Origin of the sequence: Thioclava sp. DLFJ5-1 (genome assembly GCF_002020115.1) — a bacterium.
GTDB classification, from domain to species: Bacteria; Pseudomonadota; Alphaproteobacteria; order Rhodobacterales; family Rhodobacteraceae; genus Thioclava; species Thioclava sediminum.
The window spans coordinates 1,237,485-1,256,025 of sequence record NZ_MPZU01000001.1 but is presented as its reverse complement, the minus strand read 5'-3'; the positions used below and the strand labels follow the sequence as shown (position 1 = coordinate 1,256,025).

The following is an 18,541-nucleotide window of genomic DNA, read 5'->3' as shown; positions in this document are numbered from 1 at the left end:
CGCAGACACATGGGCAGGGCGGCGCGCTCGGGCGGGTCGCCCTCGCCTTTCGAGGGAGGAGAGAGTGATGGATATGGATAAGGAAGCGGCGGTCGATGCCGTGGTGCATGACCCGCTGGCAGACGGGTTCCCGCATAGCCGCGAGGGGCGCGTGCTGTTCTGGCTCGCGGTGGCCTTCTCGGTCTGGCAGATCGCCTTCGCCGCGCATGTGATCAACCCCTCGAGCCAGATCGCGCGGGCGGTCCATGTGGGCTTCCTGCTGGCGCTTGGCTTCCCGCTCCTCTCGCTTGCCAAGGGCTATGGCCCGCTCGGGCGTTCCGTCGCCTACCTGCTCGCCGCCGGTGGCGTGGCCGTCGCCGCCTATCAATGGATCGAATACACGCCGCTCCTGTTGCGCGCAGGCGATCCGAACACGCTCGATCTCGTGGTCGGCGTGGTGCTTCTGATCACCGTCTTCACCGCTGCCTGGATGCTGATGGGGCCAGCGCTGCCGATCATCGCGGGCACGTTCTTCGCCTATGCGATGTTCGGGCAATATCTGCCCTCGCCGCTCAACCATCGCGGCTACGCGTTCGAGCAGGTGATCGAGCAGATGAGCTTCGGCACCGAAGGGATTTACGGCATCCCGACCTATGTCTCAGCGACCTATATCTTCCTCTTCATCCTCTTCGGCTCGTTCCTTGAGAAAGCCGGGATGATCAAACTCTTCACCGACGTCTCGCTTGGCATGGTCGGCCACAAGATGGGCGGTGCCGCGAAAGTCTCGGTGCTGTCCTCGGGTCTGATGGGCACGATCTCGGGGTCCGGCGTGGCGAATGTCGTCACCACCGGGCAATTCACCATCCCTCTGATGAAGCGCTTCGGCTATCGCCCGGCCTTCGCGGGCGGCGTCGAGGCGACCTCGTCGATGGGCGGGCAGATCATGCCGCCGGTGATGGGGGCGGTCGCCTTCATCATGGCCGAGACGCTGGGCGTCGATTATGTCGAGGTGGTGAAAGCCGCGCTGATCCCGGCGATCCTCTATTTCGCGGGCGCCTTCTGGATGGTGCATCTCGAGGCTGGCAAGCGCGATCTGCGCGGTCTTGCCAAATCCGAACTGCCTAGCCCGCGCAAGGCGCTGAAAGAGGGCTGGTATCTGCTGTTGCCGCTCGCGGTGCTCGTCTACCTGCTGTTCTCGGGCTACACGCCGCTGTTCGCGGGCACGGTGGGTCTGTCGTTGACGGGTCTGCTGATCCTCGGCGGCTCGGTCGCGCTGGGCCTGCCGAACCAGGTGCTGCGGATGATCTTCTGGGTCGTGATCGCGCTGGTCGCAGCCGCCTTCTTCGAGATCGGCATCTGGGCGGTGCTGGGCGCGGTGGCGGTGCTGGTCGCGATCAACGCCTTCAACAAGGGCGGGCGCGAGACGCTGGCGATCTGCCGCGACAGCCTTGCCGATGGCGCGCGCACCGCACTGCCCGTGGGGATTGCCTGCGCGCTGGTCGGCGTGATCATCGGGGTGATGACGCTGACGGGGGCTGCCACGACATTCGGCCAGTTCATCGTGGGCGTCGGCAAGTCGAGCCTGTTCCTGTCGCTGATCCTGACGATGATCACCTGTATCGTGCTCGGCATGGGGATCCCGACAATCCCGAACTACATCATCACCTCCTCGATCGCGGGCCCGGCGCTTCTGGACCTCGGCGTGCCGCTGATCGTGAGCCACATGTTCGTCTTCTATTTCGGCATTCTCGCGGATCTCACACCACCCGTCGCGCTTGCCTGTTTTGCCGCTGCGCCAATCGCGAAGGAAAGCGGGCTGCGTATCAGCTTCGAGGCGATCAAGGTCGCCGCCGCAGGCTTCGTCGTGCCCTTCATGGCGGTCTATACGCCCGCGCTGATGCTGCAGGATGGCGGCCCGCTCGCCGCCGAGATCGGCTACTGGCCCGCGGTCGCCTATGTCATCATCAAGGCGCTGCTGGCGCTCGCGCTTTGGGGTGTCGCGGTGATCGGTTGGCTGGGCCGTCCGCTGGCGCTTTGGGAGCGGGCACTCGCCATGGTCGCGGGCTTTACCCTGATCGCGGCGCTGCCGCTGACCGATGAGATCGGCTTCGCGCTGGTCGCGGGCTTTGGCGCGACCCTCTGGTTGCGCCGCACGCGGGCGGCGGCATGAGCGCGACCTGCCTCATGGTCGGGGCTGCGATGATCGCGCTGGCGCCCTCGGGCCAGTTTTCGCTGGAATGGACCCATTCGGTCGAGAAAGAGGGCTGGCGCGAACATTGGCAGGTGACCGACCACGACACGCTGCGCCTCGTCGGCGCGGCAGTGAAAGGATCGGGCGCGGGGATGGAGCCGGGCCCGGGCGGTCATTTCGAGGATGGCTGGTGGGTCTGGAGCACGACCGGCCCCGAAGTGCCCGATCTGGAACTGGCAGCCTCGGGGGCGACGGTCTCGGGCTGGACTTTGTGCTCGGTCGATTGTCAGGTGATCGGAGCCGTGCGCGAGGCACCGATCCGGATCGCGCCTTGCCCCGCCGAGCCGGGCGACGGCTAAGAGCGATCGAGAGGGAGGGCGCATGGCCAAGCCTGCCGCGCGCATGACATTCTGGCGGGTGATCGCGGTCTGCGCGATCTCCGTCGCGGCGGCGGTGGGCGCATGGCGCATCGCGCTGTCGGGCATCGACGCGCGGCTCGATCGCAGCCTGATCCTGACCCTGCGCGCGCTGGAAACCGAGATCGACCGCTTCCGCTACCTGCCCGCCGTGGTCGGGCAGGATGCCCGCATCCGCGCGGTGATCGGCACGCCCGATGCGCCCGGCGCGGATCTCGCGGCGAACCGCTACCTTGCCGAGGTTCTGGAGCTTTCGGGGGCTGATCAGCTTTACTTGATGGACGGGCAGGGGGTGACGCTGGCGGCCTCGAACTGGGACAGCCCGGCCTCTTTCGTAGGCCACGACTACAGCTTCCGCCCCTATTTCCGCGATGCGATCGCCACCGGGCAGGGTGCCTTCTACGCGATCGGCGTGACCACCGGGGTTCCGGGCTATTTCCTCTCCGCGCGGATCGGAGGTCGCGGTGGTCCGCCCGGTGTGGTGGTGGTGAAGGTCGATCTCGACCCGCTGCAACAGGCCTGGGCGCAGGCGGGGCAGGCGGTGGCGGTGGCCGATCCCGATGGGGTGGTGTTCCTCTCGGGCAATCCCGACTGGCTCTATCACCCGCTCCATCCGCTCGCCCCCGAGGCGCGCGCGCGGCTCGCCGATCTGAAGACCTATCCCGGGCGCGATCCCGCGAAACAGGGGCCGCTGATGCAAGGCAGCGCCGCGTGGATGTTCGATGCGAGCGGCGCGCGGCTGCGCAGCCAGACCGCAGCGTTTGGCGAGGGCTGGACGGTGGTGGCCGCAGCCCCGGTGCAGCCCGCGATGCTCTCGGCGCTGATCGCGGGGGTGACGGCGGCGCTGGCCTCGGTGCTGGGTCTGGCGCTGGCGAAAACACAGGCGCAGCGGCGGCAGCTCGTGGCGCTGCGCCTGCGCCAATCCGAGATGCTGGAACGCAAGGTGGCCGAGCGCACCCGCGCCCTTGGCCGCGAGATCGAGGCCCGCCGCCAGACCGAGGCGGAACTGCGCGCCGCGCAGGAGGGGCTGATCCATTCCGAGAAGATGGCCGCGCTTGGCCGGATGTCGGCCGCGATCGTGCATGAGGTGAGTCAACCGCTCGCCGCGATGGAGGCGACTCTTGCCGCCGCCGAGATGGGCGCCGCGCGCAGCACCGAGAAGACGGTCGCCCGCATCGAGACCGCGCGCAACCTGATCCGCCGGATGCAGCGCACGATCAAGCACCTGAAAAGCTTCTCGCGCAAAGACACCGCTGATCTGGAGCGGATCGAGATCGGCGCCGTCGCAGCAAGCGCGCTGGAACTGGTTGCACCGCGGGCTAGAGCGCTCGGGATTAAGCCGCGCGTGGTTGTCCCCGATGGTCCGCTTTTCGCCAATGCGGGACGGGCGCGGCTGGAACAGGTGTTGGTGAACTTGCTCTTGAATGCGCTCGATGCGGTCGAGGGCCAGCCCGCGCCCGAAGTCGAGCTGCGTCTGGAAGGCGCGGAAAATGAACTGAATCTGAGCGTCCGCGACAACGGTCCCGGCATCGCGCCCGAAGACGTGCCGCGCGTGACAGAACCGTTTTTCTCTACGAAAGACGACGGGGCGGGGCTGGGTCTCGGGCTTGCGATTTCGCAGGCGATCCTGTCCGAGATCGGCGGGCGGCTCGATACCCGCTCGACGCCGGGGGAGGGCACGCAGATGATCGTGACGCTCACACGGGTGCGCGAAAAGGAGCCGGTATGACCGCACTGATCCATGTCGTGGAAGATGATGACGACCACCGCGCGGCGCTCGCCGATCTGATCGAGGCGGGCGGCTATGACTGCGAAGGGTTCGCCAATGCGCAGGCGGCGCTCGATGCGCCCGCTTTGCCCGATCTGGTAGTCAGCGATCTGCGGATGCCGGGGATCGACGGGTTCGGCCTGCTCGAGGCGCTCAAGGCGCGCAGCCCCGATTTGCCGGTCCTGATGATCACCGGGCATGGCGATGTCTCGCACGCGGTGAAGGCGATGCAATTGGGGGCGGAGGATTTTCTCGAGAAGCCCTACGACGCGCAACATCTGCTGGCGGTGGTCGACCGGGCGCTTCGGGCCCGCGCGACCCGGGCCGAGTTGGGGCGGCTGCAAGACGAGATCGCGCGGCGCGACGGGGCGGAGATCCTCGGCCAGTCGGCGGCTATCGCGGCGCTGCGCGCGCGAATCGCGGCGCTCGGCCCGCTGGAGATCGACCTCGTGGTGACTGGCGAGACTGGGACCGGGAAGGAGTTGGTCGCCCGTGCGCTTCATGCGGCCAGCCCGCGCGCGCAGGGTCCGTTCGTAGCGCTCAATTGCGCGGCGCTGCCCGAGACGCTGTTCGAGATCGAGATCTTCGGCCATGTCGCGGGCGCTTTCCCCGGCGCTCAGGATAAGCCCGGCAAGCTGGAGGCGGCCTCGGGCGGCACGCTGGTGCTCGACGAGGTCGAGGCGATGCCGGCGGCGGTGCAGCCGAAATTGCTGCGCGCCTTGCAGGAACGCCAGGTGGAGCGGCTGGGCGAAAACCGCGTGCGCCCGCTCGATCTGCGGATCATCGCTCTGACGAAATCGGACCTGCGCGCGCGCACGCTCGATAACAGCTTCCGCGCCGATCTGTTCTATCGCCTCGCCGGAGCCGAGATCACGCTCGATCCGCTGCGCTCTCTGGGCGAGGATATCGTCCTGCTTTTTCGCCATTTCGCGGAGCTTGCCGCACGCCGCTATGGCCGCGAGGTCCCGGACCTGCCCTATAGCTTGCGCGAACAGGTCAAGCGCCGCCCCTGGCCCGGCAATGTCCGCGAACTGAAAGCGGCGGCGGAACGCTTCGCGCTGGGCCTTGATCTTCCCGATGCGCCGACCGAGGCACCCTCGGCCCCGCAAAGCCTCGCCGACAAAGTCGCGGCCTATGAGGCGCGCGAAATCAGCGCCACGCTCGAACGCTGCCGGGGCAATACCGAACGGGCCGCCCAGGCGCTCGGCATCGCGCGGCGCACGCTCAACGACAAGATCAGCCGCTACGGGATTCGCGCCGATTAGTCGGTGATTTTAATCGGGGAGGGGGAAGTGGTGCTGCTGGAGAGACTTGAACTCTCGACCTCTCCCTTACCAAGGGAGTGCTCTACCGCTGAGCTACAGCAGCGCCGGTTTCGGTCCGTCGCTTCGACCGTGGCGGGGATTTAGACGCAATCGCGCGGGGGTGCAAGGGCAAATCTTGCTCTCTCTCGACAGGATTTCACAGGCGGGTTAAACGAGGCGCCATGACAGGCGGAAAGAAAGATGGATCGGGCACGTCCCGCGATGCGGAATTGAGCCGCGAAGAGCGTCGGGCGCAGGCGCTGCGCGCGAATCTGCAGCGGCGCAAGGCGCAGGCGCGCGCCCGCAAATCCGAATCCAAGCCGCCGAATAACAACGAATCCGAGGGCAGTTGATATGGACAGCATCGTCGTGCGCGGCAACGGGCCACTTTCCGGCCAAATCCCGATCGCGGGGGCGAAAAACGCCTGTCTCGCGCTGATGCCGGCCACGCTCTTGAGCGATGAGCCGCTGACCCTGACCAATGCGCCGCGCCTGTCGGACATCCGCACGATGACCGAATTGCTGGCGAGCCTCGGCGCGGAAGTGACTGCGCTGCAGGATGGCAAGGTTCTGGCGACCTCGTGTCATGGCGAGATCAACCCGGTCGCGGATTATGAAATCGTGCGCAAGATGCGCGCCTCGAATCTGGTGCTCGGGCCGCTGCTGGCACGTCTGGGCCATGCGGTCGTGTCGCTGCCGGGCGGCTGTGCGATCGGCGCGCGCCCGATGGATATCCATGTCGATGCGCTTGCCGCGCTCGGGGCGGAGATCGAGCTGAAGGACGGCTATCTGCATGCCGAAGCGAAGGGCGGGCTGAAAGGCGCCACCCACGAGATGCGCTTCGCTTCCGTTGGTGCGACCGAGAACTTCCTGATGGCCGCCTCGCTCGCCAAGGGCACCTCGGTGCTGAAGAATGCCGCCCGCGAGCCGGAAATCGTCGATCTGGCGAAATGCCTGCGCGCGATGGGCGCGCAGATCGAGGGCGACGGCACCTCCGAGATCGTGATCGAGGGCAAGGACCGTCTGCACGGCGCGACCCACCCGGTCGTGGCGGACCGGATCGAGCTGGGCACCTATATGCTCGCGCCCGCGATCTGCGGCGGCGAGGTGGAGTGCCTGGGCGGTCGAATCGATCTGCTGGAGAGCTTCTGCGAGAAGCTCGATGCGGCGGGAATCTCGGTCGAGCAGACCCATACCGGCCTCAAGGTGGCGCGCAAGAATGGCCGCATCCGCGCGGTCGACGTGACGACCGAGCCGTTCCCCGGCTTCCCGACCGACCTGCAGGCGCAGATGATGGCGCTTCTTTGCACCGCCGAGGGCACCAGCGTGCTGGAAGAGAAGATTTTCGAGAATCGCTTCATGCATGCGCCCGAACTGGTGCGGATGGGGGCGAATATCGACGTCCATGGCGGTCATGCGACGGTCCATGGCGTCGAGAAGCTCAAAGGGGCGCCGGTGATGGCGACCGACCTGCGCGCCTCCGTGTCGCTGATCCTTGCAGGGCTGGCCGCGGAAGGTGAGACCGTCGTCAGCCGTGTCTATCACCTCGATCGCGGCTATGAGCGCGTCGAGGAGAAACTGGCGGGCGTCGGTGCGCATATCGAGCGCGTGAAAGCGAGTTGATCGGCTGGCAATTCCCGCCGTCTTCCCCATATCGAATGCAGAGGTGACCCAATGACCCGTGATGCGAAATTCGAAGAGGGTGGCGAAGGCGCGATCGCGCTGCGCGCCGAGACCAAGGACGACCTGCCCGTCATTGCGGCGCTGGTGCAGGACGCCGTGCTCCCGATCACCGAGATCGCCTGGGAGGCGAAATCCCGTCGTCTCGCGCTGCTGATCAACCGGTTCCGCTGGGAAGACAAGGCGCAGGCCGAGGCCGAGAAGCGCCCCTATGAGCGTGTGCGGTCGCTGCTGGTGATTTCGGATGTCACCCATGTCGCGAGCATGGGGATCGATCGTTCGGATCGCGACGTGGTGCTCTCGATCCTCGATATCACCTTCGAGGAGGCCGAAGACGGCGCGGGTCGCGTTACGGTCACGCTGGCGGGTGATGGCGCGTTGGCGGCGGATGTCGAATGTCTCGATGTTGATCTGCGCGACGTCGAGCGTCCCTATCGGGCGCCCTCGGGGCATGCGCCGCATCATCCCGAGTAAGCCGCGTTTTGCGACCGGGGATGCCTCCGGCGGGGATATTTACGCCAAGTCGAAGTGGAATTGCCCTTGCGGGCAGGGTCGTGCTTGCGGGGCAGGGCGGGAGTCTCTAATCCGAAGAACGGAATAGGAGACTGTCGATGCCGCACTTTCTGGACACGCGCGAAGAGGGCTTTGAGGCCCGGTTTGTCGAACTTCTGGGGATGAAGCGCGAGGACAGCCCCGATGTGGATGTTGTCGTGGCCGATATCATCGCGGATATCCGCAAGCGGGGCGATGCAGCGCTGATCGAGCTGACCGCGAAATTCGACCGTCTGGAGCTGACACCGGAGACGCTGGCTTTCTCTCCCGAGGAGATCGAGGCCGAGGTCGCGAAAGTGCCCGCCGAAGAGCGCGCGGCGCTGGAACTGGCGGCCGGGCGCATCCGTGCCTATCACGAGCGCCAGATGCCGCATGACGCGCGTTGGATCGACGCGAGCGGGGCGGAGCTTGGCTGGCGCTGGGGGCCGGTCTCGGCGGCGGGGCTTTACGTGCCCGGCGGGCTGGCGAGCTATCCCTCTTCGGTGCTGATGAACGCGATCCCGGCAAAGGTCGCGGGCGTGGAGCGTCTGGTCGTGGCTTGCCCGACGCCGGGCGGGGCGGTGAACCCGCTGGTGCTGCTGGCCGCGCAACTGGCGGGCGTCGATACGGTCTACCGGATGGGCGGCGCGCAGGCGATTGCCGCGCTGGCCTATGGAACCGAGACGATCACGGCGGTCGACAAGATCACCGGGCCGGGCAACGCCTTCGTGGCGGCGGCCAAGCGGCGCGTGTTTGGGCGCGTGGGCATCGACATGATCGCGGGGCCGTCGGAAATCCTCGTGATCGCGGATGGCACGGGCGACCCGGACTGGATCGCGCTCGATCTGATGAGCCAGGCCGAGCATGACGAGAGCGCGCAGGCGATCCTGATCACCACCGACGAGGCTTTCGGCAAGGCGGTCGTGGCGGCGGTCGAGAAACGGCTCGAGACGCTGGAGCGCCGTGCGATTGCGGGCGCGAGCTGGCGCGACTTCGGGGCGGTGATCGTCGCGCGCGACCTGATGGAAGCGGCGGAACTGTCGAACCGGGTCGCGCCCGAGCATCTGGAGCTGTGCGTCGCCGATCCCGATTGGCTCTCCGAGGCGATAACCCATGCCGGCGCGATCTTCCTTGGCGCCTACACGCCCGAAGCGATCGGCGACTATATCGGCGGGCCGAACCACGTTCTGCCCACGGCGCGCTCGGCGCGGTTCTCCTCGGGCCTGTCGGTGATGGATTTCATCAAGCGCACGACGCTGGCGAAGATGACGCCCGGCGCGCTGAAGGCGATCGGCCCGTCGGCGGAGGTGCTGGCGAAGTCGGAAAGCCTCGAGGCGCATGGGCTGTCCGTGCGTGCGCGGCTCGATGCGCTCAATGACGAAGGGGAGGGGTGATGGCCCGGATTTCGCATATCCAGCTGGACACGGGCGGGCTGCCCGCGCCCTCGCCTGAAATCGAGCAGGAGCGCAAGGTCGCGATCTACGATCTGCTCGAGGATAACAGCTTCAACATCCCGGGCCGCGACGGGCAACCTGCACCCGAAGGGCCGTTCGCACTGACGCTTGGCGTGCGCGACCGGCGGCTGGTTTTCGACACCGAAACCGAGTGCGGCGCGAAAGTGGCGGAGTTTCATCTGTCCTTCGGCCCGTTCCGGCAGGCGGTGAAGGATTACTTTCAGATCTGCGAGAGCTATTTCGAGGCGGTCAAGAAACTGCCGCCGAGCCAGATCGAGGCGATCGACATGGCCCGGCGCGGCATCCACAACGAAGGCGCGCGCATTCTGCAGGAGCGTCTCGAAGGCAAGGCCGAGATCGACATCGACACGGCGCGGCGCCTCTTCACCCTCGTTGCCGTTCTCGCCCCGAGGTAAACGGATGGGCGAGATCCCCAACTCCGTTCTTTTTGCGTGCGATCATAACTCCACGCGCTCCCCGATGGCCGAGGGGATGATGAAGAAATTCTACGGCACCGAATGCTATGTGCAGTCGGTGGGCGTGAAAGCCGATCTGGAGATCGACGGCTTCACCATAGCGGTGATGGCCGAGATCGGCGTCAATCTGGAGCGTCACCGCGCGCGGTCTTTCACCGAGCTGCAGGAATGGGGTGATGATCTGTCGGCTTTTGACCTAGTGATCGCGCTCTCGCCCGCCTCGCAGCGTCAGGCGCTGGAGCTGACCCGGTTCTTCCATCTCGACGTGGAATACTGGCCGATCCTCGATCCGACCGGGATCGGCGAGACGCGCGAAGCCAAGCTCGCCGCCTATCGCGACACCCGCGACCAGATCCGCCGCCATCTCATCGACCGTTTCGGAGAGCCGACCGCCTGATCAGTCGCCCGACTGTGCAGGCTGCGTGCCAAGTCGGTCCAGATTCGCCTCGATCCAATGCGCAAGCTCGAAATAGCGGATCGCGATCGCCTCTCCCGCCTCGGTCAGGCAATAATCCACGCGCGGCGGCACCTCGCCATGATCGCGCCGCGAGATCAGCCCATCCGCTTCGAGCACCTGCAAGGTCTGGGCCAGCATCCGCTCGGAAATGCCGCCGATCCTGCGACGCAGCTCGGAAAAGCGCAGCCGCCCGTCGCGCAGCGCGACCAGAACCAGCCCGCCCCAGCGCGAGCTGACATGCGACAGGATCATGCGCGAGGGACAATCGGCGTTGAACACATCGGCGACGGGCAGCGCGGGGTCGGTCTGTTGCATAATGCGGAGGCTCCTGTGCGGGGCTGCTGAACACTTACCAGAATGTAGGTACTTCCTTTTGCGCAGTAAAGGGCGCAGCTTCCCGTCAGCGAAAGACAAAAGGAGGTCGCCATGACCATCGCCGTTACCGGAGCCACCGGCCATCTTGGCCAACTCACCCTTGCCGCACTGGCCGCGCGCGGCGCGACCGACGTGATCGGGCTGGCACGCAGCCCTGAGAAGCTGCCGGGCGCCGCGCGGCGTTTCGACTATTCCGACCCGAACAGCTTCGACGCGCTGGCAGGTGTCGACACGCTGATCCTGATCTCGTCGAGCGAGGTCGGCCAGCGCGCGCCGCAGCATCGCAACGTGATCGAGGCCGCCAACGCGCATGGGGTTGGCCATATTCTTTACACGTCTCTGCTGCATGCCGACCGTTCGAAGATGCAATTGGCCGAAGAGCACGTGGCGACCGAGTCGACGCTGGCCGCATCGGGACTGAGCCATACGCTGCTGCGCAATGGCTGGTATGGCGAGAATTACGACAGCGCGATCGGCTATGCTGCGCAGTCGGGCACGATCGCCGGGGCGTCGGGCGCAGGCCGGATCGCGGCAGCGGCGCGCGCGGATTATGCCGAGGCGCTGGCCGCCGTCGCGCTCGATCCCGGCTTGCAGGGCAAGACCTATGAGCTGGCGGGCGATGCGGGTTTCACCCTCGACGAACTGGCCGCCGAGATCGCCGCACAGGCCGGTCGCGAGGTCGAGGTCTCGCACCTCGCCGAGGCCGAGTATCGCGCGTTGCTCGAGACGATGGGCCTGCCCGCCCCCTTCGCCGCGATCATCGCGGATTCGGATGCGCAGGCCGCCAATGGCGCGCTGTTCGATGACAGCGACGACCTGTCGCGGCTGATCGGCCACCCGACCACGCCGCTGGCCGGGATCGTGCGCGCCGCATTGGGGTAACCCGCGACGGTGCCTATGACCGCGTTTGACGCGGCGTGTGGCGCGTGGCACTCAAGGCCAGACTGCTTTACGGAGAATGGCCATCCCGCGCGCCCGCACTCTCGACACGATCAGCCGCTATTACGATGCCTTCAATGCAGGCGATACGGCAGGGATGGAGGCCCAGCTGGGCGAGCCTTTCGCGCATCATGTGAACGAGGGAAAGATCCGCCACGGGATCGAGGCGTTCCGCGAATTCAACAAGCATATGAGCCGCTGCTATCGCGAGCAGCTGACCGATATGGTCATCATGGCCAATGAATCAGGCACGCGGGCGGCGGCGGAGTTCATCGTGAATGGCGTCTATCTGGAGACGGATGACGGGCTGCCCGAGGCGCATGGGCAAAGCTATGTTCTGCCGGCGGGGGCTTTAAAATCTTCCATTTGACTTATGCTTTTTGCATCATATATTGTCTAAATGATGAAGAGGCTTGTAAGTATTGGCGAGGCCGCAAAGGCCCTGGGCGTGACACCCCTCACCCTGCGCAGATGGGATGAGAGCGGCAAGCTCAAACCCGACCTCGTAACCGAGGGTGGGCGGCGCCGCTATGACCTCGCCAAACTGCAGCCGGAGCTCCATAGGCAGCAGGATAACGCTGCCCGGCGCACGGTTGCCTACGCACGCGTTTCCTCCCATGACCAGAAACCTGACCTGGAGCGCCAGGCGCAGCTTCTCGAGGCCTATTGCGCCGGGCAGGGCTGGACCTACGAGGTGCTCACCGATCTCGGCTCTGGCATGAACTATCGCAAGAAGGGCCTCAAGCGCCTACTCGAAGACATTGTCGAGGATCGCGTCGGCCGACTGGTCATCACCCACAAGGATCGTTTGCTGCGCTTCGGCGCTGAGCTCGTCTTCGCGATCTGCGAGGCGAAGAACGTCGAGATTGTGATCCTGAACCAGGGCGAAGACACCAGCTTCGAAGAGGATCTTGCCCGGGATGTGCTCGAGATCATCACGGTGTTCAGCGCACGGCTCTACGGGGCGCGCTCCCGCAAGAATTCGAAATTGATCGCCGACATTAAGGCCGCGGCTGAAGGAGGCGATGATGGCGCTTGATGGAGCAGCGATCTCTACCCGGATCATGACAGTTCACCGCATCGCCCTCGATGTAGACAAGGCGCAGGACGCACTGTTTGCGCAATGCGCCGGCATCGCCCGGTTCAGCTGGAACTGGGCTCTCGACCGATGGAAATCCCAATATACCGCGCATTGCGAAAACAATTCCCTGCCCAAGCCTTCCGAGGCTGCGCTGCGACGCGAACTCAATGCCATCAAGCGGGCTGAATACCCCTGGATGCTGCAGGCGCCCAAGGCGGTTCCACAGCAGGCGATCAAGAATCTTGGTGCCGCGTTCAAGGGTTTCTTCGAGGGGCGCTCCCGCTATCCCAACTTCAAAGCAAAAGATCTCTGTCGTGAAAGCTTTCGGCCGGACAATGGCCCCGGGACATTCCGTGTCGAAGGGCGACGCCTGAAACTGCCGCGCATTGGCTGGGTGTCTATGCGGGAGGCCCTGCGCTTTGGTTCCGACATGAATCCAACCTTGAAATCCGTCACCATCTCGCGGGAGGCGGGCCGGTGGTTCGCGGCGATTGCGGTTGAGATCGATCACAGCTTTACACCTCGCCCCGAAGGGGCGGTCATCGGCGTCGATCTCGGCGTTACGGATCTGGCCACCTTGAGCGACGGCCGCAAGTTCTCCGGTTCAAAATCCCTGGGTCGCAACCTGAAGCGGCTCGCACGACTGCAGAGATCTCATGCGCGAAAACAAAAGGGCGGGAAAAATCGGGCACGGTCTCGTGCCCGGATTGCAAAGCTCCATGCACGTATCCGCAATATCCGTCAGGACGGGTTGCACAAGCTCACGACCCGGTTGGCGCGTGAAGCCGGCACCGTGGTCATCGAAGACCTCAATGTTCGGGGCATGATGGCGAACCGGCATCTTGCCCGCGCCATTTCCGATATGGGGTTTTTCGAGTTCCGTCGGCAGCTGAGCTACAAGCTCGCGCGCCTTGGTGGCACTCTTGTTGCCGCCGACAGGTTCTTTGCGTCCAGCAAGATCTGTTCGGCATGTCACACCAAAGCGGAGGTTCTTCCGCTCTCGGTCCGCTCATGGACCTGCGCCAATTGCGGCGCGCAGCACGATCGCGACATCAATGCGGCGATCAACCTCAAGAATCTGGCCGGTAGCGAGGACCTCAAGGTCCGTCCGGTGTCAGCTTGTGGAGTGGAAGGCTCTGGCGGCGGGACTGATCTTGCCGTGAAACCGGCCACGATGAAGCAGGAAAATGGACCTGATCAGGAAAGATCGGCTCCATGAAAGCGGCGTTCTTCACGCTCGACGAGGGCAAGATCACGCGCGTCGTCACCTATTACAACCTCGCCGACTGGATCGCGCAGGTCTCATGATGGAGGTGCGGCGGTTGACCGGAGAGGCGCTGGATGGAGCGCTCGAAGACGTGGCGCGGCTGCGGATCGCCGTGTTTCGGGACTGGCCATATATCTATGACGGATCGCTGGAGTATGAGCGGCGCTATATCCAGAGCTATCGGGAAAGCGATGCGGCGGTGGTCGTCAGTGCGTTCGACGGGGCGCGACTGGTGGGCGCTGCGACTGGCACGCCGCTGGAAGATCACGCCGGTGATTTCGCGGCCCCCTTTGCAGGCACCGGGCTGAAACTGGAAGACGTGTTCTACTGTGCCGAGTCGGTCCTTCTGCCCGACTATCGCGGGCAGGGCCTCGGGCACGCCTTCTTCGACCACCGCGAGTCCCATGCGCGCGAGCTGGGGCGCAGCCAGTCAGTCTTCTGCTCGGTGATCCGGCCCGAAAATCATCCCTTGAAGCCCGCCGATTACCGCCCGCTCGACGGGTTCTGGCGCAAGCGAGGCTATGCACCGATGGAGGGCGTGGTCGCGCGGTTCAAATGGATCGATCTCGGTGAGGACGAGCAGACCGAGAAGGCGCTGCAATTCTGGGGACGCAAGCTGTGAGCCGCGAGGTGATGATCGCGGCGGCGGCCTATCCGCTCGACTGGTTCGACGTCTGGGAGGGCTATGCGGCGAAGGTCACGGCTTGGGTGGCTGAGGCCGTAGGGCAGGGCGCGCAGCTTCTGGTCTTTCCCGAATATGGCGCAATGGAGCTGGCGAGCCTCGGCGGGGCAGAGGTCGCGGGCGATCTGGAAGCCGCGCTGGTCCATGTGGCCGGGCTGCGGGGGGACATGGAAGTGCTGTTCGAAGGTCTCGCGGCGGAGCATGGCGTGCATATTCTCGCCCCCTCCGGACCCGTCATCGACGGCACCAAACGCGTGAACCGGGCGAGCCTGTTCGGTCCCTGCGGGCTGATCGGGCATCAGGACAAGGCGATCATGACGCGGTTCGAGCGAGAGATTTGGCATGTCGATGCAGGCGAGGGGCTGGTGCTCTTCGACACAGCACTCGGCAAGATCGGCGTCACGATCTGCTATGACAGCGAATTCCCCCTGCTGGCCCGCGCGCTGGCCGAGGCCGGGGCGGAGATCATCCTCGTGCCCTCCTGCACCGACACGTTCGCGGGCTATAATCGGGTGCGGATCGGCGCGATGGCGCGCGCGCTGGAAAACCAATGCGTGACCGTGCAGGCGCCCACCGTGGGCGACGCGCTCTGGTGTCCGGCTGTGGACGAGAACCGCGGCACGGCTGCGATCTTCGCGCCACCCGACGGGTTCTGGCCGGAAAGCGGGATCGTGGCCGAAGGGGCGCCCGACTCACCCGGCTGGACCTTCGCGACGGTGGACTTGGATCGCGTCGCGCAAAGCCGGACTGCAGGAACTGTTTTGCCCTACAAACATTGGTCCGAGCAGTCTGATGCGGCCCAAATTATCCGGATCGCCTCGGAAAACCCCGCCCAGCCTTGACATTGCCCTTGAATTTCGCGGCTTACGGGCGCATTTAAACGCTCGCCCGCAGATGGCGCGGGTAACCATTTACGGAGTGACCATGGCCAAGGAAGAAATGCTCGAATTTCCCGGTGTCGTGAAGGAACTCCTGCCTAACGCGACGTTTCGGGTCGAGCTTGAAAACGGCCATGAGATCATCGCGCATATGGCAGGCAAGATGCGTAAGAACCGCATCCGTGTTCTGGCAGGCGACAAGGTTCAGGTGGAAATGAACACCTACGACCTCACGAAGGGTCGTATCAACTACCGCTTCAAGTGAAGCTGATCCTCGGCTCGGCGAGCCCGCGACGGCGAGAGCTTCTGGCCCAGCTCGGGCTGGAGCCTTTTGACGTGCGCCCAGCCGATATAGACGAGACGCCTTTCAAGAGCGAGGCCGCGCGCGACTATGTCGCCCGCATGGCCCGCGAGAAAGCGATGGCGCTCGATGTGGCCGATGACGAGGTGCTGCTGAGCGCCGATACCACGGTGACCTGCGGGCGCCGTATCTTGGGCAAACCCGAAGACGAGAAAGAAGCGGCGGAGTTTCTCTGGCTGCTCTCCGGGCGTCGGCACCATGTGTTCACCGCAGTGGCGGTGCGCACGGCGCAGGGCCTGCGCGAACGGCTTGTCGATACGGTGGTGAAGTTCAAGCCGCTCAGCGACGAGGACGTGAACGGCTATCTCGCCTCGGGCGAATGGCACGGCAAGGCGGGCGGCTACGCGATCCAGGGACGCGGCGGCGCTTTCGTCCCGTGGATCCAAGGGTCCTTCACCGCAGTCGTCGGGTTGCCATTGGCTGAAACCGCAACGCTGCTCGCAAGCGCGGGCATTCGAGGGGAAATGTAATGCAGGGGCGCGTGGTTCTGCTGGACGAGATAGCCGGTCGCGAAGCGGCGGCGCTGATGGTCGACGGCCAACTTGAAGACCTGATCATCGATACCTCCGACGAGATCAGCTTCGCCCCCGGCGCGATCCTTCGCGGCACGATCGGTCGCCAGATGAAAGGGCAGGGCGGCGTCTTCGTCGATCTGCCAGAAGGCGCGCGCGGCTTTCTGAAAGAGGTGAAGGGGCTCGCCCCCGGCCAGACCGTGATCTGCATGGTCTCTGGCGGCACCGAGCCCGGCAAGGCGTTGCCGGTCACGCTGCGCGTGCTGTTCAAGTCGCGCTACGCCATCGTCACGCCCGGCGCGCCCGGCATCAACGTCTCGCGCCGGATCCATGAAGACGATCTGCGCGCCGATCTGCAGGCGGCGGCTGAGGCGGTGATGGAAGGCTCGGATATGGGCGTGATCCTGCGCTCCGCCGCGGCCCATGTGCCGCTCGAAGAAGTGGCCGAGGATGTCGCCGCGATGCGCGAGCTGGCCGAGGCCGTGACTAACGATACTAAAGGCGGGCCGGAGCTGCTCGTCGACGCCCCCGATCCGCATGAAGAAGCCTGGCGCGACTGGGCCGAACCCGTGCCAGATGAGGTTATCGAAGGCGGGTTCGACGATCATGGCGTCACCGACGCGATCGAAGCGCTTCTGCACCCGCGTGTCGACCTGCCGGGCGGCGCGCATCTGATGATCGAGCCGACCCGCGCCCTGATTGCGGTCGACGTCAATACCGGCAACGACACGACGCCTGCTGCGGCGCTGAAGGCGAATATCGCCGCGGCCCGCGAATTGCCTCGTCAGCTGCGCCTGCGCGGCCTCGGAGGGCAGGTCGTGATCGACTTCGCTCCGATGCCCAAGCGCGACCGTCAGGCGCTTGAGCAGCAGCTGCGCCGCGCCGTCAAAGGCGAGCCCGAGACCTCGCTGGCAGGCTGGACGCCGTTGGGCAATTTCGAGATGCAACGCAAGCGCGACCGCGTCCCGCTCGTGCGCCTGCTGCGGGGCCAAAACAGGGAGGCGAAATGAGCTGTCCGATCTGCGGCAAGGATGCCGACCCGAAATATCGCCCCTTCTGTTCCAAGCGTTGCGCCGACGTCGATCTGGCGCGCTGGTTGAACGGATCCTACGTCATTCCCGGCGATATCGCCGGGGAAGAAGAGCGTGCGCCGACCGGTCCCGCAGGCGATGATACGCCCCCCGGCAAGCCGCACTGAGACGTTTCGCAAGTTCGCGTAATTTTCTGCGAAATCCCTCTGGACACCCCCCGCGCCCTCGTCTAGTAACCGCTCCACCAAGACCGAAAGGTCGCAGTGCCCGGATAGCTCAGTTGGTAGAGCAGCGGATTGAAAATCCGCGTGTCGGTGGTTCGAATCCGCCTCCGGGCACCACTAAAATCCTCGAAAAGACAATATGTTTTGGCCCGGCTTCGCTCTATTTTTAGCGTGGCTTCAAACGGTTCTACGTCGACGAACGCCCGTCCTCCGCCCCCGAAGGAATAACCTAGCGCGGAAACTGCGGCTTGGGCGTGCGCGCGACCTCGTCAGCAGTCGCGGTGTGATTCAGCACGTAATGCGTCGCGACGACGTCGCCGATCAGCCCGACAGCAGCTTCCGAAGCCGGATCGAAACCGCGCTCCACTGCCTGACCCAGCAGCGCCGCGTCATAGCCGGTGGCGATGAGTAGCCACGGCAGTGGTGTGTCGGCGCCGCGCAGTGCTTGCTCGCGAGTCATCGGCGGCGGTGCAGTCGCGCGGAGCAGCTGAACGCTGGCGACACCCGGGCGATAGGCGATCTCCTGCAGCACCTCCTGCGCGATCCAGGACGCCGCAGCGTCTTCGTGTCCGGGGCCGGGTTGAAAGCGGAAGGCTGTGGCGAAACCGCCCAAGCCATAGCCCTCGCTCGCCGGAATCGTGCAGAAACCGCGCATCATGCCGCGAAACCGCGGCATGACCGCACCGGTCCAGGATGTGGGGTCGTTCAGGCGGTCGAGGTAGCCCTGCGACGTCGCCACGTCGGTCCCGCTGACTTCATAGGTGACCATGTAGCGTGGCCCGCTCTCGGTCGCGATCCAGCGCGTCGCCCGTAGAAAGCCGGGAACCGAGAGGCGCTCATGCAGGTGCTCATGGCTGTGCCAGTGATCGTGGTCGGCGGTGTCACCGTCGATGTCATAGAACAGCACCATCGCCGCATCGCTGCAAAGCGCCATG

21 protein-coding genes, 2 tRNA genes and 2 pseudogenes are annotated in these 18,541 nt (G+C 65.3%); 22 read left to right on the top strand and 3 right to left on the bottom strand.

Translation table 11 applies throughout. The annotated features are described in order from the left end of the window. The first annotated feature begins 67 nt into the window (after nt 1-67). From BMI86_RS05975 to BMI86_RS05960, 4 genes are read left to right on the top strand one after another with little or no spacing between them, the layout of a single operon-like run. The gene (locus tag BMI86_RS05975; protein WP_108722363.1) at nt 68-2,149 is read left to right on the top strand and encodes a TRAP transporter permease; all 2,082 of its coding nucleotides are present in this window, start codon (nt 68-70) and stop codon (nt 2,147-2,149) included. Next, nucleotides 2,146-2,529: a DUF1850 domain-containing protein gene (locus BMI86_RS05970; RefSeq protein ID WP_078540176.1), complete on the top strand. Its 384-nt coding sequence runs from the start codon at nt 2,146-2,148 to the stop codon at nt 2,527-2,529. Before BMI86_RS05975 ends, BMI86_RS05970 begins: the two co-directional genes overlap by 4 nt. Before the next feature lie 22 nt (nt 2,530-2,551). Beyond that, on the top strand, nt 2,552-4,315 hold the full coding sequence (locus BMI86_RS05965; RefSeq protein WP_078540175.1) for an ATP-binding protein: 1,764 nt from the start codon (nt 2,552-2,554) through the stop codon (nt 4,313-4,315). Continuing rightward, nucleotides 4,312-5,619, top strand: coding sequence for a sigma-54 dependent transcriptional regulator (locus BMI86_RS05960; protein WP_078540174.1), 1,308 nt, complete (start codon nt 4,312-4,314; stop codon nt 5,617-5,619). The genes BMI86_RS05965 and BMI86_RS05960 overlap by 4 nt, the downstream gene beginning before the upstream one ends. Before the next feature lie 28 nt (nt 5,620-5,647). Here the strand turns inward: BMI86_RS05960 and BMI86_RS05955 are convergent. Beyond that, a tRNA-Thr gene (locus tag BMI86_RS05955) sits at nt 5,648-5,722 on the bottom strand. Nucleotides 5,723-5,840: 118 nt separating this feature from the next. Here BMI86_RS05955 and BMI86_RS21210 point away from each other — a divergent pair. The 6 genes from BMI86_RS21210 (at nt 5,841) to BMI86_RS05930 (ending at nt 10,196) form a co-directional block, all read left to right on the top strand. Next, nucleotides 5,841-6,011: a hypothetical protein gene (locus BMI86_RS21210; protein WP_165756964.1), complete on the top strand. Its 171-nt coding sequence runs from the start codon at nt 5,841-5,843 to the stop codon at nt 6,009-6,011. 1 nt (nt 6,012) lies between these two features. Continuing rightward, complete coding sequence (murA, locus tag BMI86_RS05950) at nt 6,013-7,281, top strand: UDP-N-acetylglucosamine 1-carboxyvinyltransferase (protein ID WP_078540173.1); 1,269 nt, start codon at nt 6,013-6,015, stop codon at nt 7,279-7,281. Nucleotides 7,282-7,332: 51 nt separating this feature from the next. After that, the gene (locus tag BMI86_RS05945) at nt 7,333-7,812 is read left to right on the top strand and encodes a DUF2948 family protein (protein WP_078540172.1); all 480 of its coding nucleotides are present in this window, start codon (nt 7,333-7,335) and stop codon (nt 7,810-7,812) included. Between the two features lie 137 nt (nt 7,813-7,949). After that, nucleotides 7,950-9,263 carry a histidinol dehydrogenase gene (gene hisD / locus BMI86_RS05940; protein WP_078540171.1) on the top strand — a complete coding sequence of 438 codons (1,314 nt, stop codon included), beginning with the start codon at nt 7,950-7,952 and terminating at the stop codon, nt 9,261-9,263. Next, nucleotides 9,263-9,739 (top strand): UPF0262 family protein, encoded by a 477-nt coding sequence (locus BMI86_RS05935; RefSeq protein WP_078540170.1) that lies wholly within the window; start codon nt 9,263-9,265, stop codon nt 9,737-9,739. Before hisD ends, BMI86_RS05935 begins: the two co-directional genes overlap by 1 nt. A gap of 4 nt (nt 9,740-9,743) precedes the next feature. Further along, the gene (locus BMI86_RS05930) at nt 9,744-10,196 is read left to right on the top strand and encodes a low molecular weight phosphatase family protein (protein WP_078540169.1); all 453 of its coding nucleotides are present in this window, start codon (nt 9,744-9,746) and stop codon (nt 10,194-10,196) included. Here the strand turns inward: BMI86_RS05930 and BMI86_RS05925 are convergent, their stop codons facing one another. Then, on the bottom strand, nt 10,197-10,571 hold the full coding sequence (locus BMI86_RS05925) for a helix-turn-helix domain-containing protein (protein WP_078540168.1): 375 nt from the start codon (nt 10,569-10,571) through the stop codon (nt 10,197-10,199). Between the two features lie 111 nt (nt 10,572-10,682). Here BMI86_RS05925 and BMI86_RS05920 point away from each other — a divergent pair, with 111 nt between their 5' ends. The 12 genes and pseudogenes from BMI86_RS05920 (at nt 10,683) to BMI86_RS05870 (ending at nt 17,723) form a co-directional block, all read left to right on the top strand. Further along, nucleotides 10,683-11,513, top strand: a complete 831-nt coding sequence (locus BMI86_RS05920) for an NAD(P)H-binding protein (protein ID WP_078540167.1) — start codon at nt 10,683-10,685, stop codon at nt 11,511-11,513. Between the two features lie 76 nt (nt 11,514-11,589). Then, nucleotides 11,590-11,922, top strand: a pseudogene (locus tag BMI86_RS05915) (nuclear transport factor 2 family protein); the annotation flags it as partial. 51 nt (nt 11,923-11,973) lie between these two features. After that, nucleotides 11,974-12,609, top strand: a complete 636-nt coding sequence (locus BMI86_RS05910) for an IS607 family transposase (protein ID WP_078540451.1) — start codon at nt 11,974-11,976, stop codon at nt 12,607-12,609. Next, complete coding sequence (locus tag BMI86_RS05905; protein WP_210402697.1) at nt 12,599-13,870, top strand: RNA-guided endonuclease TnpB family protein; 1,272 nt, start codon at nt 12,599-12,601, stop codon at nt 13,868-13,870. Before BMI86_RS05910 ends, BMI86_RS05905 begins: the two co-directional genes overlap by 11 nt. A gap of 8 nt (nt 13,871-13,878) precedes the next feature. Beyond that, a pseudogene (locus BMI86_RS20935) lies at nt 13,879-13,959 on the top strand (isopropylmalate/homocitrate/citramalate synthase); the annotation flags it as partial. Continuing rightward, nucleotides 13,959-14,540, top strand: coding sequence for a GNAT family N-acetyltransferase (locus tag BMI86_RS05900; protein WP_143594730.1), 582 nt, complete (start codon nt 13,959-13,961; stop codon nt 14,538-14,540). The pseudogene BMI86_RS20935 and the gene BMI86_RS05900, both read left to right, overlap by 1 nt. A gap of 8 nt (nt 14,541-14,548) precedes the next feature. Then, nucleotides 14,549-15,442 carry a carbon-nitrogen hydrolase family protein gene (locus BMI86_RS05895; RefSeq protein WP_078540449.1) on the top strand — a complete coding sequence of 298 codons (894 nt, stop codon included), beginning with the start codon at nt 14,549-14,551 and terminating at the stop codon, nt 15,440-15,442. A gap of 82 nt (nt 15,443-15,524) precedes the next feature. Further along, on the top strand, nt 15,525-15,743 hold the full coding sequence (gene infA / locus BMI86_RS05890; RefSeq protein ID WP_010397442.1) for a translation initiation factor IF-1: 219 nt from the start codon (nt 15,525-15,527) through the stop codon (nt 15,741-15,743). Beyond that, nucleotides 15,740-16,309 carry a Maf family protein gene (locus tag BMI86_RS05885; RefSeq protein ID WP_078540164.1) on the top strand — a complete coding sequence of 190 codons (570 nt, stop codon included), beginning with the start codon at nt 15,740-15,742 and terminating at the stop codon, nt 16,307-16,309. The genes infA and BMI86_RS05885 overlap by 4 nt, the downstream gene beginning before the upstream one ends. Continuing rightward, complete coding sequence (locus BMI86_RS05880) at nt 16,309-17,361, top strand: ribonuclease E/G (RefSeq protein WP_078540163.1); 1,053 nt, start codon at nt 16,309-16,311, stop codon at nt 17,359-17,361. The genes BMI86_RS05885 and BMI86_RS05880 overlap by 1 nt, the downstream gene beginning before the upstream one ends. Further along, a complete protein-coding gene (gene yacG, locus BMI86_RS05875; protein ID WP_078540162.1) occupies nt 17,358-17,549 on the top strand; it encodes a DNA gyrase inhibitor YacG in 192 nt (63 codons plus the stop codon). Before BMI86_RS05880 ends, yacG begins: the two co-directional genes overlap by 4 nt. Before the next feature lie 98 nt (nt 17,550-17,647). Beyond that, a tRNA-Phe gene (locus BMI86_RS05870) sits at nt 17,648-17,723 on the top strand. A gap of 112 nt (nt 17,724-17,835) precedes the next feature. Here BMI86_RS05870 and BMI86_RS05865 read toward each other — a convergent pair. Then, nucleotides 17,836-18,540 carry a hypothetical protein gene (locus BMI86_RS05865; RefSeq protein ID WP_078540161.1) on the bottom strand — a complete coding sequence of 235 codons (705 nt, stop codon included), beginning with the start codon at nt 18,538-18,540 and terminating at the stop codon, nt 17,836-17,838. Nucleotide 18,541: the final 1 nt, after the last annotated feature.